We start from the raw sequence: 17491 nt of genomic DNA, 5'->3' as shown, positions 1-17491 counted from the left end.
CAGTGCTAAAGCGGCGGGTGGAAACGCCCGCCGCTTTTTTCTTCCTCAATCCCGGGGAGTGGTCGGGCTAGGCGCATTCAGCGCAGGAACTTCCGCGGCTGCATCCTCTGCGCTTATGCCCGGAGAGGGTGCGGCACTAATGCGCTCTTGCCGCTGGGCTACCCGCCCTGCGCGCTGGATGGCGCGAACGAGGCGTGGATAGACGCCGCAGCGACAGATATTGGGGATGGCATCCCGGATTTCGCTCTCGCTCGCCCCCGGGTTGCGATTGATGAGCGCGGCGGCAGCCATCACGATGCCCGGAGTGCAGAAGCCGCACTGGATCGCTTGTTCGGCCACCATTGCCTGCTGCACCGGATGCATACGGTCGCCCGACAGGCCTTCGATCGTCTTTACAAAGCGCCCTTCCGCCTCTGCAATTGTGACGAGGCAACTGCGCAAGGGTTCGCCATCAATATGTACGACGCAGGCACCGCAATCACCGTTGCCGCAGCCATATTTGGTGCCGGTCAGATTGGCGGCATCGCGTAACGCCCACAGCAGGGGTGTTTCGGGATCCATCAGGAATTCGATGGGCCTGTCGTTGACGGTCATGCGCGACATGGCGGCGCTATTCCTTCAACTTAGGCAGAATGTCGAGTGGCTTCAGCTTTTCCAGCTATCGTCGATTTTCGAAACGCGGCGTTTCCAGGCTTCGAAATCGAAAACGCCTGCCCCGCCCTGCGTTTGCATGACGGACAGATCGCGCTGGTGCGTGTCGACCACTTCCTGCTTCACGATATTTGGTTCGCCTTGGCTCAGCGTCGCCACCTGTATCTCGCAAGCGCGCTGCAGAGCCCACATCTTGACGAACATGCCCGGGATGGTCCTATCCATTACAACCGGACCATGGTTGCGCAGCATCAGGATAGAATGCCGGCCGAGATTTTCGACCAGCCGATCACCTTCCTCTGACCTCACGGTAACGCCTTCGAAGTCATGGTAACCGATCTGACCCTGGAAATTGCAGGCATAGAAATTGATCGGCAACAACCCTTCCTTGTGACTGCACACCGCCATGGTCGCTGTGGTGTGGACATGGCAGATCGCATTGGCGCGCTCGCCCAGATGCTTGTGGAAATGCGCGTGCTGGGTGAAGCCTGCCTTGTTGACCATGTATTGCGACTGGCCGACATTATTACCATCGGCATCGATCTTCACGAGATTAGAGGCGGTGACCTCGTCATATAGCAGGCCGAAGGGATTGATGAGGAAAGCACCCTTTTCGCCCGGTACTGCCACCGAGATGTGGTTGTAGATGCTCTCGCCCCAGCCGAGGTGTTCGAAGATACGGTAACACGCGGCGAGGTCCTGGCGGACTTTCCACTCTTCCTCGCTGCATTCGAATTTCGGCTTCATCTGTGTCGCCACGGCTCGCTCTCCTCAGATTTTTCTTTGCCATGTCTATCGCACGACGGAGGTGCTTCGCACAAGCAACCGCTTGCAAATCGGCGCTTCCCAAGCGCGCCCTGCCCCGCTAGCGCGCGCACGATATGAGCGAGACGGCCAAACTTACCCGCGGCAGCATACGCGGCCATCTCGTCACGCAAACCCTTCCCATGGTAATCGGTGTTGCCGCGATCATGTCGGTCGGTCTGATCGACGCCTATTTCATCGGACAGTTGGGCGCCGCAGAACTTGCCGCTGTCAGCTTTATTTTTCCCATCACCATGGCGCTGACCAGCCTCGGTGTCGGTGTGATGGTCGGCATCAATTCCGTTATTTCGCGAGCATTAGGCGAAGGCGACGTCGAGAGGGCAGAGCGGCGCGCGAATTTCGGCGTAGTGTTTGCCCTCCTAGCGGCAATCTTTCTCGGCTCCGCTCTCTATTTGCTGTTAGATCCCCTGTTTGGGTTGATGCAGGCCAGCGATGCAATCTTGCCGCTCATTAAAGCCTATATGCAGCCATATGCGCTTGGAATGCCGGTTTTGCTGCTGCAGATGAGCCTTAGCGGAGTATTGCGGGGCCAAGGTGAGGCACGCCGCGTATCGGCTATCTCGATCACCTATTCCGTTGCCAATTGGTTGCTCGACCCGGTGCTTATCACGGGTGTCTTCGACTTTGGAGGCTTCGGGGTGGCCGGTGCCGCTTATGCCTCCATCATCGGGTATGGTCTGGCATGCGTGGTAGCCCTGTTTTTCATCAAGCATACCCAACTGGCTATTGCGCCAGCGAAAATCCGCGGCTGCAACATCGGCGAATCCAGCAGCGCAATCCTGCGTATCGCTGGCCCGGCCGCTTTTTCGAACGCCATCAATCCCATCGGCCTTTCCGTTCTCACAGCCCTGCTCGCCAGCCAAGGCGAAGCAGCAGTTGCGGGCTTCGGCGCAGCCGGCCGGTTACAGAGCTTCGCCGTGGTACCATTGCTCGGCCTGTCGGGCTCAATCGGGGCCATTATCGGCCAAAACTGGGGAGCCAATCGTGCCGACCGCGCACGTCGCGCGATGTATTGGGCCGGCCTATTTTGCGTTGGCTACGGACTGTCGATCGCGGTAGTCCTGTTTGCCTTCGGCGACTGGTTCGCGGACTTTTTCACCGAAGATCCCGAGGTCATTGACGAATTCTCCCGATACCTCGCTATTTCGGTATGGGGATACGCTGGATACGGATTGCTCATCGTGGGCAATGGCGCGCTCAATGCAGTAGATCGCGCCTCCTTTGCGCTAGCGCAAAGCGCGGCACGCGTGTTTCTGGTGATGCTTCCCTTCGCGTGGCTTCTCCGTGCAAGTTGGAATTCCGACGCGGTTTACGCCGCCGAACTCATTGCCAATATCGTTGGCGGGGCATTGGCTTCGCTGGTCGTTTGGCAGGTGCTTCGCGATAAGTCTGAAACAAGCGCGAGCGCTCATACGAAACGTTAACCATCATCGTGCATAGCGGACCTCATCGAGAACTGGGGGTCCGAGACCAATGGATGAACTGCTGGCCGATTTCGTGGCCGAAACCCGTGAAATGCTGGAGCAGAGCGGCAGCGAATTGGTCGCCTGGGAAGCCGACCCGTCAGACAAAGCCCGCATCGACACGATATTCCGATTTGTTCACACAGTGAAGGGAAACTGCGGATTTTTCGACTTTCCCAGACTGGAAAAACTTAGCCATGCGGCAGAAGACGCGCTTGCGGAATGCCGCGCCGGACGCCGTGAACCCGATAGCGCGCTGGTAACGGCCGTGCTCGCCATCATTGATCGGATTTCGGAAATGACCGATTCGATCGAAGCTGGCGAAGAGCTTGGCGAAGACGGTGACGACGACCTCATCGCTGCGCTTGATCAGCGTTCGGAGCTCGAAGTCCAGAGCGACCTTGAAGTCGTCGAGGAAGCTGAAGTCGCCAGCGTTCCGGAGGATGAAAAGGTCTCGCATAAAGCGCCGCGCCAAGGCGTACAGCGCTCGATACGTCTACCAGTCGATCTCCTTGATGAGGTGATGAAAGGCGTGTCGGACATGGTGTTGGCTCGGAACGACCTTGCGCGCCGACTACGCGAAGCTGGAGAACAGCCCACGATCGATGGACCGTTCGAGCGTCTGTCTGCCATACTTGCGGACGTCCGCACGTCGATCACGCGGATGCGCATGCAGCGGCTGGAGCATCTGTTTTCCTCCCTCCCCCGCCTGGTGCGCGACTTGTCGAACGAACTGGGCAAGCAGGTCATGGTCGATTTCGAGGGCGGGGAGGTCGAACTCGACCGCGAGATGATCGAAATGGTGCGCGACCCGCTCACTCATATCATTCGCAATGCGATCGATCATGGCATCGAAACACCGGCCGCTCGCCTTAAGAACAACAAGCGCGAGATCGGGCTTCTGAAGTTCGCTGCTCGGCAATCGGGCAATCAAATCAGCCTTGTGATCACCGACGATGGCGGGGGCATCAATCTTGATAAGCTTTGCGACAAGGCAATTGCGAATGGACTGTATTCCAAGTCCGAAATCGACAAGATGTCGGACAACCAGAAGCAGAATCTCATTTTCGAGCCAGGCCTCTCGACAGCCGAAGCGGTCAGTTCGGTTTCGGGTCGCGGCGTCGGCATGGACGTCGTCCGCGCGAATATAGAACGCGTCGGAGGATCGATTGAGGTAGCCAGCAAGGTTGGCGAAGGCACCAGCTTCCACTTGCAGCTACCGCTCACTCTTTCGATCATCGCCGCGCTAACGGTCGGATCTGGCGACCAGCGCTACGCTCTTCCGCGTAGTTACGTGGAAGAGATCGTCTTCGGCAGTTCGTCACACGTCGAATTCGCACAGGCCGGCGATCGGCATCTCGTCACTTTCCGTGAGAAACGGGTCCCCTGCTTATCGCTTGCGGAGGTTCTTGGCTGCCAGGACAAATCCAATCTTCGCTGGGAGGATCAAACGCTCGTCATGGTGCGACTGGCCAGCGAGGACGTTTTCGCCTTGGCCGTAGACCGTGTCTTCGATCACGAGGACGTAGTGGTAAAACCGATCGCGCCGGCCATCATGAATACACGCCTGTACGCTGGCACCACCTTACTGGATGATGGCCGCCCGATGATGCTGATGGACCTTCCGTCTATCGCGCAAATGCGCGGCATGGTGGGCGGCGTACGCACCAAGGCAACGGCAATTGAACGTGAAAGCCAGGAACGCGTAACCAAGGCAGTTCCGGTCATGTTGTTTGCGGGTCTCGACGGTCGTCATCGGGCAGTACGCCTCGAACTCGTTCGGCGAATCGAAACGATTTCGAGCGAAGCAATCGATATCGAGGGCGAACGCGCCCAAGCGGTCATCGACGGCGAAATTTTCACTCTGGCCGGACACGACGTCGGTCCTCTCCCGGACGGCAGGATCCGTCTACTCCGCTTGTCGGATGCGGAGAACGAACTCGTTTATGCCGTAAGGGAGGTCCTTGATGCAGCTGATGTCACCGAGGACGTGGTGCCGAGCGAAGCCGACACCGCGATCGAAGGCGTGACGCTGATCGGGGGCAAACCCATCCCGCTTCTGGATGGCCACGCTGTCTTCTCGAAATATCGCGCGACCCGAAAAGTCGAGCAGGCTCTCACTTGCCGTATTCCGACTCACAGCGAATGGGCGAAAACCATCCTCGAGCCGCTCGTTGCTGCTGCTGGCTATCGGATCGCAGCCGAAGATGAAGAGGTGGAGGCGGATCTAGCGATTGCGCTGGCTGAAGAAGCGGAAAGCCCGCTTTGCAGCGCACGCCAGATAATCCGCCTGCGGCCCGATCCGGACGATGCCGGAGACGACAGTATTTATCGCTATGATCGGGACGGGCTTCTCGCCGCCCTCAAGCGCATTCGGACAGGAAGGGCAGCATGAACGAATTGCTTCTCATGTGCACGATTGCAGGACGGCGCGCTGCGATCAGCGCAAGCCATGTGCAATCGGTGATCGAGATCGAAGCTATTACCCCGATCCCTGGCACTCCGGATTTCATTCTAGGCCTTACCGCACTGCGAAGCCAGGCGCTGACCGTGATCGATTGCTCGCTGGCGCTAGGGCTCGGAACGCCTTCCCAGTCCGAAGACCGCCGGGCTGCCGTCGTTGAAGTCGATGGGCACCTTTATGCCCTTCTCGTCGATAACGCCCATGACGTCGGCGAAGCTACGAGCGACCCGGTCGCCGTGCCTGGAGGCTTCGGAGAGAACTGGCAGCGGGCATCCACCGGCATGGTCGAAACCGATGGCGGCCCCACCCTGCTGGTCGAAATCCACCAGCTGGTATCCGGACCTCTACAACAAGCAGCTTAAGCGATTGGTTACCGCCTAACATTATCAAGATTAGGCAAACTAGGGAATCACAAGAATGAAAACCTGTCTTATCGTCGACGACTCCCGCGTGATCAGGAAGGTCTCGCGCCATATTCTGGAAACACTCGGCTTTTCCGTAGATGAAGCTGAGAATGGCCAGGAAGGCCTGAACAAATGCCTTGAAAGCATGCCTGATGTGGTTCTGCTCGACTGGAACATGCCTGTCATGACCGGGATTGAGTTCATCCATCAGCTGCGCAAGCATGAAGGCGGTGACAAACCTAAGGTCGTATTCTGCACCACGGAGAACGATGTCGCGCACATTCGCGAAGCGATCAGCGCCGGAGCTGACGAATACGTGATGAAGCCATTCGACCACGAAACTTTGCAGATCAAGCTTCAACTCGTCGGCATGGTTTGATCCGGAAGAAGACTGGCCGTGGAGACCACGCTTCGATCCGACACTAAGCGGATGCCTGGTGGAATGCCCGTGGGCGGATCCGTCAGGGTCATGCTGATCGACGACTCGCTGACTGTGCGCACCGTTTTTTCGCGCATGATCGAGCGGGAAAGCGATATGACGATCGTTGCTAGCGCCAGCACTGCTGAGCGAGGCCTGGAGGAGCTTCGGCGCCATCAGGTTGACGTCATTCTTCTTGACCTGGAAATGCCGGGCATGGGCGGAATCGAAGCCCTGCCGAAGCTTTTGAAGGCATCTCCGCGCACCAAGGTCTTGGTGATCTCTTCGCTAACCGCAGCAGGCGCCGAGCATACCGTTCAGGCACTCCGCATGGGTGCCGCCGACACCATGCTCAAGCCACGACCGGGCGGTTTCAACGATGATTATCGCGGCCAGCTTCTCGGCAAGATCCGTGCGTTAAAAGGGCTCGCCCCCTATGAACAACCGCTTCGCGCGGCCTCGAAATGGACAGAGCGGCGCGTGGGTAAAAAGCCCCAGCTGCTCGCGATCGGTGCTTCCACTGGCGGCATTCACGCCCTGAACCTTTTTTTGCGGCAGGTTCCCGCTAATTTCGATCTGCCGATACTGATTACGCAGCACCTGCCGGAGAGCTTCATTCCCGTTTTCGCCAAACAAATGGAAGCGGCTTCCGGAAGACGCGCGCTGCTTGCGGGCGAAGACGTAGAGATACGCCGCGGTATGATCGTCATCGCACCGGGTCACGGCCACATGGTGGTGCGTCGCAAGGGCTCGCAGCTACTTACCGGCCTCGCTTTCAACCCAGTAAAAAGCGGATGCACACCGTCAGTCGATCCAATGTTCGAAACGTCCGCGGAAGCATGCGAGGGCAAGGTCGCGGGTATTTTGCTGTCGGGGATGGGGCGTGACGGCACAGATGGCGCGGACGCGATAATCAATGCGGGGGGCACGATGTATGCCCAGAACGCCGAAAGCTGCGCCGTATGGGGAATGCCGCGGGCAGTCACCGAAAACGGTCTAGCCTCTGCCATTCTTCCCCCGGCGGAGCTCGCCGAAAAAATTCTCTCTGACGCTGGAGCAGACGCATGGCGTTAGAAGACGCTTCCCACGTAATCATCGCCGATTTGCTCAACTCGCGAACGGGCCAAACCCTTTCCGAAAGCCGTCGCTGGCGCATTTCCACGGCTCTTTCTGGTTTGTTCCGGGAGTTCGGAATCGAAAACGTCGACCAGCTTGCTTGTCTACTTGAGCGGCCCGGCGAGCACCAACTCGCCACGCGGGTGGTTGAAGCCTTGCTTAACAATGAGACGTACTTTTTCCGCGATCATGCCTATTTTACGACACTGGGAAACACGGTTCTCCCAGAGCTGGCAAAGAAGCGCGCCGATTCAAAAAGACTGACCATCTGGTCAGCCGGCTGCAGCACCGGCCAAGAAGTACTGAGCCTCGCAATGCTCTTTTGCGAGCAACCGGGGCGTTGGGCCGATTGGACCATCGAAATTCTCGGCACTGACGTGTCGGGCAAAGCCGTCGAACAGGCGCGCTCAGGGATTTACTCGCAATTCGAAATCCAGCGCGGGATCTCCGTCGCACAGATGCTCAATTTCTTCTCGGAAACTGCAAAAGGCTGGAAAGTTGCCGATCGGGTCATGAACATGACCCGGTTCGAGCAAAGGAATATCCTCGACTTTCCCCCGGCGCCTGGTCGATTTGACTTGGTCTTGTGTCGCAATTGCTTGCTCTATTTCGATCCGGCCACCAGGCGCACAGCGTTCGACCGGCTTGCCAGCGGAATCGCCCCCGATGGCTTCCTTATGCTTGGCGCGGGAGAAACCGTAGTCGGACAAACCGACAAATTCGAACCGGCCAGCTGTGGCTCTGCTATCTACACCCGAAGTGCAGCCGAAACCTCGATCGGCGTCGTTCTATCAGGCGCAACTAGGTAGGCCGCAAAGGATCGGAAACGCTCTATTTGCGGGCGATCCAAGGTAAATTTCAAGTTTACGGTTAATTAGCTAATCCGCGCTATCCAGTAACCATAAGAGTAGAGTTTTCCAGGGGAATTCGCGTGCGGTCAAATACCGACATGGCAGAGAAGAGCACGCGAATAATGATATTCGCGCCCCTCGCCTCGCTGGCGGGAATTGCGAGTGTAACTGCCATCATGGTGCTCCTTGGCCCCTATTTCGGCATCGCCTCTCTGCGCGCAGTGCTTGGTGGAGGCTTCATCGCCCTCATCTCAAGTATCGGAGGATTCGCGATATTGGGATTGCGGCACGTTCGGCGCATAGAACGGCTATCAAGCAGCGACTCTCTGACTTCGCTTCCCAACCGCCGCGCTCTCCACCGCGATATCACCTCTCTCATGTCTGATCAGCACGAGGTAGCCCTTGGCATTGTAGACCTCGATGGCTTCAAGACCATCAACGACCACTACGGCCATGAGCTTGGCGATGCGATGCTTCGCGCTGTGAGCAAGATCATCGGTGAAATCTGCGATAAAGACGCAATCATCTATCGCTTGGGAGGCGATGAGTTCGCTATTCTGAAGACGGGGGACTTGGCGGGAACGCTGCTCGAAAGTCACTGTCGTCGGATCATCGAGCGCCTGGCGAAATCGATAAAGATCGAAGAAAGGCGTCTCAGCCTCGGGGCCAGCATTGGACTGTCGCGAAATGCTCCGGGACAGGAACTCACCTCGTCCGAAATGCTCCGGCGCGCCGACGTTGCAATGTACGCATCGAAACGCGGCGGGAAGATGCGTTGCACCTGGTTCAATGAGGCTTTCGATCGCAGCCGCGAGCAGATCAAACGCCTTGACGAAGAATTGCGTCAAGCGCTGACCACGAACCAGTTTCGCATGCATTATCAACCTTTGGTCGACGCGGAAACGCGCGAGATCGTAGCTGTCGAAAGCTTGATGCGCTGGGAAAGACCGGACGGCCAGACCGTGGGGCCGGCGACGTTCATTCCGGTAGCCGAGGAATCCGGGCTTATTAACCCAATTGGCTTATGGGTATTGCGTCAAGCCTGCTGCGATGCGCTCGAATGGCACGACGTGACACTGTCGGTGAATATTTCCGCCGCCCAGCTTCGCAATCCGGAATTCCCAATTCAGCTTGGCCATATATTGGAAGAAACAGGTTTTGATCCGGAGCGTCTCGAACTTGAGATTACGGAAACCTGCCTTGTTCTAGACCCCATAGTGGCAGAGCGCAGCTTGAACCTCATCCGCGGTTTCGGAGTGCGCGTTGCGCTAGACGACTTCGGCACCGGATATGCATCGATCGGTTTCCTCAGACAATTCCGTTTCGAGAAACTCAAAATAGATCGCAGCTTGATCATGCAGGCGAGCGAGGATGAATCCAGTCGCGCAATGATGCTGTCGAGCATCACCATGGCACAGGCAATGAACATGTCGGTGACTGCTGAAGGCGTCGAAACGCGCGAACAAGCAGACATGGTACGGGCAGCGGGATGCGACCAGATACAGGGGTGGCTCTATTTCCGAGCGATGCCTGCGCAAGAAATCAAACAATATCTCGGGACAAAGATCGAAGATGCGATGTCCGGGTTTGAAGGCGACCAAGGGGTCAAGGCAGCATGAACGCAATGACGGGCGATTTCACAACTTCTGAAATCGATCATAGCAAATATTATTCGGACGAAATCGCAGAGGATCGCGCCATTCTTGCGGATATCGGAGCCGGCAGCGATGGATTGCGGGGAAAGTTTGCCGATCTGACACTCGGCAGCAAACTTACCTTGGTATCCATGGCAAACATTTTCGCGGTTGCCATGTGCCTCATAGCCACGCTTATCGGGGGATTGATAGCATACGATCTTCGCGAAGAGCGGATGAAGATTTCCGAGATGCTGATCCTATCGACCGAACTGCAGGCGGATACCAACGCTGCGCTTCTCGATACCTACAGGTTCGTTAATTCGGGGGATAGCCAAGCCCTGGCAAGCGCGGAAGACAATCTCAAAGAGGTTCGCCGCGATCTCAATTCTATCGAAATCAGTGCCAGCGAAGTGGCTCCGGAGGCCAGCGATCATATCGCACAGCTGCGAACAGGCCTTGATGGCTTGCTTGCGGACTTGAACAGGCAAGCGGCGGAGACTCAGTATGAAAGCCGCGCCGCCCTCGCCCAAGCTTCTTTCGCTAGAAGCCAGACCTTCGCTGCAGATGCTCGCAAGCTTAAGACAGAGCTCTTCAATTTTGCGGAGCTAAGTGAAGCAGATGGCAACAAGACCATCGCCTGGCTTCTCTTCGTATTTCTGGCAGTGACCGCCTTCGGTGTCGTCCTCATAATTGCGACCACTCGGTTCATCGCTCGCGATATCTCGGGAACTGTCGGCCAGCTGACAGATGCTTCGGAGCGACTGGCTACCGGCGATAAGACTATCGAAATACCGGGTCTTGAGCGGCGGGATGAACTGGGTGGCCTAGCGCGCTCGCTCCATGTCTTTTTGAGAAGCGCGTTCCGGTTTGAAAAAATGGCAGCTGAAAAACAGGCCCTGCAGGCAGAACGCGGCCACGCGCTGCAGCGTCTTGCCAAACAGTTTGAGGCCACCGTCGGTGAAGTGGTCAACGGAGTGGCGGCCGCCTCGTCTCAACTCAACACTACTGCTGCAGCCATGGCCAGCGCCGCCGAACAGGCCTCGCAGCAGAGCGAAGCGGTCGTCAACTCGATGGAAAGTGCGTCCGGCGGGGTTACCGCAGCTGCTGCGGCATCGGATGAATTCGCAATGTCGATTGGTGAAATCAGTCGGCAAGCTTCCCACTCGGCAGAACTGGCGCGCAAAGCCTCCGATGACGCCGAACAGGCGGACGGCACCATTTCGGCGCTGTCATCTTCGGCGGATCAGGTGGGCCAAATCGTCGAACTTATCCAATCCATTGCGAAACGCACCAATCTCCTCGCTCTCAATGCCAGCATCGAAGCTGCCCGAGGCGGGGAAGCTGGCCGCGGCTTTGCCGTTGTTGCCAGCGAGGTAAAAGAACTCGCTGCGCAAACAAGCCGTGCGACGGAAGAAGTTGCTGAGCAGATCCGCTCAATGCAGGATTCCACCGGTGCAAGCGTGAACGCCCTTCGCTCGATCGGCGAACAGGTAAAGCAGCTCGAGACAACCGCGATCTCCATTGCGAGTGCAGTCGATCAGCAATCGGTTGCGGGTCAGGATCTTGCTCGAAGCATCGATCTGGCGGCGCGCTCCACGGATGAAGTTTCGGGTAGTATCTCGCAGGTTCGTCAAGCGAGCCAGGCCACGGGAGCGGCGGCTAGCCAAGTGCTCGGTTCAGCTTCTTCCCTAGAATCCCAAGCTTCAGTTTTACGCGAACAGGTCGATGTATTTTTGCAGCACGTCAGAGCTAGCTGACTTGGCAACAAAAAAGTCCAATTCGATATGCTGCATGGGGGGAGAACCGTGATGGAAATGCAAAGCGATATTTTCGCCGAGGAAATGAGGGGGGAAATCGCTGCAGTCGACGGCATTGAGCTGGGCGAAGCAACCGATGTCCCTGGCCTGCGCGGTTGGTTCCTGGGCCTTTCCCTAACGACAAAATCGAAATTATCGACCGGCATAACTGTCGTCGGAATGACCCTTCTGGCTGCGGCCGGTCTCATCGGCATTTACAACCCAGATTTGGCAGGGGCGATGGCCACCGCCATCATCATCGTTCTTGCGGTGACGTTGATTGCAAGCTTCATCAGTATGCAAATGATCCTGCGAGACGTCATTGCCCCGTTTACTCATGTCGCGGCAGAAATGGGTAGGCTGGCAAACGGTGCACGGGACATTGACGTCGGCGACACAACGCGCCCCGACGAGATCGGAAACTTGTCCCGTTCTCTCAGCATTTTCGCAAAGTCCGGCATCAAGCTCGACGAACTTTTTGCCGGCCGGCGTTCTGCTACGGAGCGTCGAAAGCATGAGCTTATGCTGCTCGCCGACCGGTTCGAGCAGAGCATCGGTGAAGTGGTCGGCGGGGTTGCCGCGGCTTCCAGCCAGCTTAATGCGACGGCGGGCACCATGGCGAGCGCAGCAGAACAGGCTGCCGGACAGGCTGGTCAGGTCTCCAATGCAATGGAGCAGGCATCTGGCGGCGTTACGGCTGCCGCCGCCGCGTCTGACGAATTCGCCATGTCGATTAGCGAAATCAGTCGGCAGGCGGCGAATTCTGCCGAACTCGCGCGAAAAGCGTCCGATGATGCAGAAGGTGCAGACGAGACCATTTCGGCTCTAGCCTCGGCCGCCGATCAGGTAGGGCAAATCGTGGAGCTGATCCAGTCGATTGCCCAGCGCACGAACCTCCTCGCGTTGAACGCCAGCATCGAAGCTGCTCGCGGCGGAGAAGCAGGGCGTGGCTTCGCGGTTGTCGCAAGCGAAGTTAAGGAACTTGCCGCACAGACAAGCCGGGCGACTGAAGAGGTGTCGGAGCAGATTCAGGCTATGCAGTCCTCCACGGGCGCCAGCGTGAACGCGCTTCGTTCGATCGGCAATCAGATTAAACAGCTGGAGACCACCGCGATATCGATTGCGAGCGCAGTCGATCAGCAATCGGTGGCCGGTCAGGATCTTGCCCGCAGCATCGATCGCGCGGCTCACGGGACAGACCAGGTAGCAACTCATCTCGAGAGCATGCGCGACACAAGCATCTCCGCCGGCGCTGCCGCCAGTCAGGTCCTAGCTTCTTCGAGCGACCTCGAAAGCCAGGCGACAACACTGCGCGACAAGGTGGATGAGTTTCTTTTTCAGATACGCTCAGCCTGACTTTCGTCCGACATCGTAGCAAGGGCAGCCCCGGTCTCGGCCGGAGCTGCCCTTTCTTTTATTCCCACCAATAGGGCTTGCGCCGAGCATCGCCGGTGACGGTTTCGTTCATCGTCCTTGCATCATAGAGACGGCCACCGAGCATCACTTGCGCAATATCGTCCGAATTGCGGATGTTCTCGGCAGGATCGGCAGTGAGGATCACGAGATCGGCTAACTTGCCCACCTCAAGGCTTCCGACATCGCGATCCATACCGAGCGACTTTGCCGGCTCGATCGTACCAGCGCGAAGTGCCTCCACTGCGGTCATGCCGCCGCGAACGAAGCTCCAGAGTTCCCAGTGCGCAGCGATGCCCGCCTGCTGCCCGTGAGCACCGATGCTGACTTTGACCCCCCGGTCGGCTAGCTTCTTTGCCTCGCGTGCCGAATTGTCGTCAACGAAGGCCCATTCCGGCGCTTTGATGCGGCGTCCGGTCTCGGCCAGCAGCATCTTGGGCGGGGTATGAACGAGTAACGGATTATCGAACACGTCGGTCGCCTGGCGCCAGTAGGGATCGGCCGCGAGGCCGCCATAGGTCACGACCAGTGTCGGCGTGTAATTCGTATCCGAATTGCCGAACATCTGCAGCACGTCATCATACATGATGTCGACCGGGATATTGTGCTCGAGCGTGGAATTGCCGTCCGCGACGAGGTTCATGTCCATACCGAAGAGCGAGCCGCCTTCCGCTACGACCAGCATGTTTTCCGCGCGTGCAGCAGCCACAACCTGCTGGCGCTGCTCGCGTCTGGGCTGGTTGTAGTTCTTCACGCTAATGCCGCCCTGCGCCTTGATACGGCGAACGTGGGCAAGAGCATCTTCGTAACTGTCCACGCGGGCATATACCCCCGGCGACTTGGCGCCGTAGATAATTTCGCCGGTCGAGAATATGCGGGGAGCAAGCAAATTTCCTGCCCGCTGGCGCTCTGATGCCGAGAAGATCATGCTCGCCGATGAAGACGGATCGTGCAGCGTCGTGGTGCCCAGCGCGAGGTTCTGGACAAGCGACCAGTTTTGCTGCGGAACGAGGTCGCCCACCCCTTGGGCACCGTGGGCGTGGGCGTCGACCAATCCGGGAATTACCGTCTGCCCAGCAGCGTCGATGATCGTCGCGCCGGAAGGCACCGCCACATTCGCTGCGGGACCGATCGCAGCAATCCGATCCCCCTCGATCACGATGGTCCCGTTGTCGATCGTACCTGACCCATCGCCGGCCATCGTGTGGATACGCGCGCCCGTAATCGCCACGGTTCCACTCGCCTTGTCGGCACGGATAGTCCGGGCAAGCGAGGTGCCGCTGTCCGGGGGCGTGAATTCCGGCGCGCTTTCGCTTGGCGACGTCGGTGTCAATGCAGCAGTGCTGGCGCGATAAAGCACCGGCCCCATCGACCAGTGCAGTGTGGAACCATTATCGGTCCAACCGATGTAATCCGCGCCGCCCTTACTGACCCTGGTAACGGGCAGGGAACTGGTCTTTTCGCTCACGGTCACCGTCTGGCCGCCGGGAAGCAGCGGCATGGCGAAAACTTCATAATTCTGGCGGAAAGCGACATAGTCGCCGCGAGGGCTCACTTTGAAGTCGTTCGCCAGTTCGCCCTGAGCGTGGACCCGCCGCGCCTCGCCATCCAGATCCGCAGAAATAAGCTGCAGATTGCCGTCGGCTCGTGCCAGCATGAAGACCCGATCATTGTCTGCCCCGAACTGCGGGGTAGAGGTGTCACGGGCGATCAGGCGCGGTGTTCCGCCCGAAACCGGGACGGAATAGACGCCTTCGTTCTCAGAATAATTGGGCGAGGTCAGATAACCACCGCCGCGCTTCTCGAAAACGATCGTATTCCCATCTGGCGAGAATTGGGGGAGTGCGTAATGGCCCTGCTGCTGGGTAACGATGCGCTCACCGCGCCCGCGCCCGTCGACCGTCACGATCCTGCCCAGCCCATCATCGGTCCAGCGGACAAAGGCGATCCTCCGCCCGTCACGCGACCAGGTGGGCCACAGCTCGAGACTGTCACCGCCACCCGAAATCAGACGTTCAGGCAGGGCCTCGCTGCCGACCGGCTTTACGTATAATTTGCCGAGGCTTTCGAACACCACGGTGCGGCCATCTGGCGACACGCTGGCAAAACGGGGAATTTTCGCAGTGAAGCTTTCCGGTGCAACGTCGATGACGGGATGGGGCGCAGACGCGACCTTGCGGGTATCGTTGATGCGAAACGGGATTTCGCGCGCTCCCGAGCCATCCGCTGATACGCGCTGCAGTTTGCCACCGGCCCAAACAACCAGCGCAGAACTGTCCGGCATCCAGTCCATCATGGGATAGACGCCGTAAACGGCCCAGGTCTCCTGCATGTCGAGATCGAGCGCGCCATAGATCATGCGCTCTTCGCCCGTCTGAAGGTCCTTCACCCACAATTGTGTCTTGTCTTTGTCGCGGCGCACGAAAGCGAGCCTCTTGCCGTCAGGCGAAGGTGTTGGCCGGACAGCGCCGCCGTATCCACCCACGGCCGTAGTCACCTCACCGGTATCGATATCGTAGCGTTCGACATTGAAAATACCGGCGTTGGAGTCCTGGGCATACTCGAAAATCGGGCCCGGAGAGACGTTGCGGGTGTAGTAGATCGCATTCCCGTCGGGCGCATAGATCGGTTCGCCCAATTCCTTCTGCAGCACTTCGCTAGCGCGTTTGACCAGCTGCACGCCTCCCCCGCCGGAAACGTGATAAAGCCAGATTTCACCCGTGCCGAGACTGCGCTGTGTGGTGAAATGCTTCTTGGCTACGATGTATTGCCCGTCGGGAGACCAGCTGGGTTGATTAATGAGGCGAAAGTCTTCTTTCGTCACCTGCAGCTTGTTCGAACCGTCGGCGTCCATGATCCAGAGATTGTCGCCCCCGGCACGGTCGGAAATGAACGCGATGCGGTTTCCGTCAGGCGAAAATCGTGGCTGCACTTCCCACGCCAGCCCTTCCGCGATGCGCGTCGGTGTGCCGCCGGAGATCGGCATGGTGTAGATATCGCCGAGCAGCGAAAAAGCGAGCGTGCGTCCGTCCGGCGAGACATCGACATCCATCCAGGTGCCCTCGTCGGTATTGATCGCAATCTCGCGCAGAACCGCGCCGCGGGGAGCCGTTACGTCCCAGGTCTCGTCCTTCTGGCTTTCCCCGGCAATCGGAACGGTGGCCGGTGCTGCCTCAACCTGATCGCCGCTGCCCTCGGGTGGCAGTTCGTCCTGCGATGCATCGACCTCCTGCTCTTCAACCGGGTTCGGACTTGGATCGGGCTCCTGATTTTGTGCATGGACGGTGCCCGCGCACAGAACGAGCGCAAGAGCGGAAGCAATGCTGGTCTTCATTATGATATCTCTCCCCTAAGAGATTGGACGGCGAGTTTTAGACAGCGCCATGTCCGTTTGGTAAACCGCTAATCGACGAGAAACATTATCTGGCGCTTGCGCGCTCGACCAGGCGGACTGGTACCCGGCGCTCTGCGCGTTCGCCTTCTCCAGCGAGCGCAGTCTCCACCAGCAATCGTCCCGCTTCGGCGAAATCAGGTTCGACAGTCGTGAGTGGCGGATTGCTGAAAGCGCCAGATCCCAGCCCGTCGAAACCGACGACGCCGACTTGCTCCGGAACGGCAACGGAACGCGCGGCGAGTTCCTCCAGGGCGCCAAGGGCCATCGCGTCACATGCGAAGAACAGGCCATCGAACTTCGCCCCGCTCTCCTCCAGCGCGATCACGGAATTGCGCCCTTGGGTAACCCGATCCGCACCTTCCGAAACCAAGGCTTCGCGCGGCTTCAGGCCTGCTTCCGACATTGCATTTCGATACCCTTCGTAGCGTTCTCGAAACTGGCGCTGCGATGAATTGGGATCTCCCACGAAGACCACCTCTTTCGCGCCGCCCGCAATCAGTTTTCCGACGGCCAGACGTCCGCCTTCGAGATTGTCCGACCGAACCCAGACCGCATCGTCAAATGGGGAACCCCAAAACGCAATTGCCTGGCTTTGGGCGGCCACGTTGCGAAAATAGTCCCATGCCGGTCCATTACTCGCCGTGCCGATCACCACCACGCCATCAGCCTGGCGGCGCCCCACATAGTGCCCGAACAGCTCATCTTCCCGCGCCTGGAATGACACGAGCGCTTCATATCCCCGCTCGGCGGCCGCCGCACACGTACTGCCCAAAAGACTGTAGTAAAACGGGTTCATCGCAGCAGGTCCCTGACCATCGCGCCCGATCACCACGATCGCTATCGTACCGGTTTCTCCCTTGCGCAGCCCTGCCGCGCGCATGTTTATGTGGTAACCGAGTTCGGCAGCCGCCTGTTCGACCCGGCGCCGCGTCGCTTCCGTAATCGTCTCTGACCCCGAAAGGGCTCTGCTGACCGTAGACTGGCTGACCCCGGCGCGTTCAGCGACGTCGATCGACGTTACTCGGTGCGGGCGCCCGTTTTCCTCTTTTTTCATGGCAT

General features: G+C 58.5%; 13 protein-coding genes. 9 read left to right on the top strand and 4 right to left on the bottom strand.

Going from position 1 to position 17491, the window contains the following annotated elements; translation table 11 throughout:
- Positions 1–45: 45 nt before the first annotated feature.
- Positions 46–603, bottom strand: a complete 558-nt coding sequence (locus K3175_RS07115; RefSeq protein WP_221542674.1) for a (2Fe-2S)-binding protein — start codon at positions 601–603, stop codon at positions 46–48.
- Positions 604–645: 42 nt separating this feature from the next.
- Positions 646–1410, bottom strand: a complete 765-nt coding sequence (locus K3175_RS07110) for a class II aldolase/adducin family protein (protein WP_221542673.1) — start codon at positions 1408–1410, stop codon at positions 646–648.
- 122 nt (positions 1411–1532) lie between these two features.
- On the opposite strand from K3175_RS07110, the gene K3175_RS07105 reads away from it, so the two are divergent.
- From K3175_RS07105 to K3175_RS07065, 9 genes are all read left to right on the top strand, one after another.
- Positions 1533–2900 (top strand): MATE family efflux transporter, encoded by a 1368-nt coding sequence (locus tag K3175_RS07105; RefSeq protein ID WP_221542672.1) that lies wholly within the window; start codon positions 1533–1535, stop codon positions 2898–2900.
- A gap of 49 nt (positions 2901–2949) precedes the next feature.
- Complete coding sequence (locus tag K3175_RS07100; protein ID WP_221542671.1) at positions 2950–5334, top strand: chemotaxis protein CheW; 2385 nt, start codon at positions 2950–2952, stop codon at positions 5332–5334.
- On the top strand, positions 5331–5765 hold the full coding sequence (locus K3175_RS07095) for a chemotaxis protein CheW (protein WP_221542670.1): 435 nt from the start codon (positions 5331–5333) through the stop codon (positions 5763–5765). Before K3175_RS07100 ends, K3175_RS07095 begins: the two co-directional genes overlap by 4 nt.
- A 55-nt stretch (positions 5766–5820) precedes the next feature.
- Positions 5821–6186 (top strand): response regulator, encoded by a 366-nt coding sequence (locus K3175_RS07090; RefSeq protein ID WP_221542669.1) that lies wholly within the window; start codon positions 5821–5823, stop codon positions 6184–6186.
- 90 nt (positions 6187–6276) lie between these two features.
- A complete protein-coding gene (gene cheB, locus K3175_RS07085) occupies positions 6277–7299 on the top strand; it encodes a chemotaxis-specific protein-glutamate methyltransferase CheB (protein ID WP_221542668.1) in 1023 nt (340 codons plus the stop codon).
- Positions 7290–8150 (top strand): CheR family methyltransferase, encoded by an 861-nt coding sequence (locus K3175_RS07080; RefSeq protein ID WP_221542667.1) that lies wholly within the window; start codon positions 7290–7292, stop codon positions 8148–8150. The genes cheB and K3175_RS07080 overlap by 10 nt, the downstream gene beginning before the upstream one ends.
- A gap of 140 nt (positions 8151–8290) precedes the next feature.
- The gene (locus K3175_RS07075; protein ID WP_247710775.1) at positions 8291–9811 is read left to right on the top strand and encodes a putative bifunctional diguanylate cyclase/phosphodiesterase; all 1521 of its coding nucleotides are present in this window, start codon (positions 8291–8293) and stop codon (positions 9809–9811) included.
- 251 nt (positions 9812–10062) lie between these two features.
- Positions 10063–11586, top strand: coding sequence for a methyl-accepting chemotaxis protein (locus K3175_RS07070; RefSeq protein WP_247710774.1), 1524 nt, complete (start codon positions 10063–10065; stop codon positions 11584–11586).
- Positions 11587–11637: 51 nt separating this feature from the next.
- On the top strand, positions 11638–12981 hold the full coding sequence (locus K3175_RS07065) for a methyl-accepting chemotaxis protein (RefSeq protein WP_221542666.1): 1344 nt from the start codon (positions 11638–11640) through the stop codon (positions 12979–12981).
- 58 nt (positions 12982–13039) lie between these two features.
- Here K3175_RS07065 and K3175_RS07060 read toward each other — a convergent pair whose 3' ends face one another.
- Positions 13040–16372: an amidohydrolase family protein gene (locus K3175_RS07060; RefSeq protein WP_221542665.1), complete on the bottom strand. Its 3333-nt coding sequence runs from the start codon at positions 16370–16372 to the stop codon at positions 13040–13042.
- Between the two features lie 85 nt (positions 16373–16457).
- The gene (locus K3175_RS07055) at positions 16458–17486 is read right to left on the bottom strand and encodes a LacI family DNA-binding transcriptional regulator (RefSeq protein WP_221542664.1); all 1029 of its coding nucleotides are present in this window, start codon (positions 17484–17486) and stop codon (positions 16458–16460) included.
- Positions 17487–17491: the final 5 nt, after the last annotated feature.

It is taken from the genome of Qipengyuania aestuarii, assembly GCF_019711535.1.
Taxonomy (GTDB): domain Bacteria; phylum Pseudomonadota; class Alphaproteobacteria; order Sphingomonadales; family Sphingomonadaceae; genus Qipengyuania; species Qipengyuania aestuarii.
This window is presented reverse-complemented; position numbering and strand designations above follow the sequence as displayed.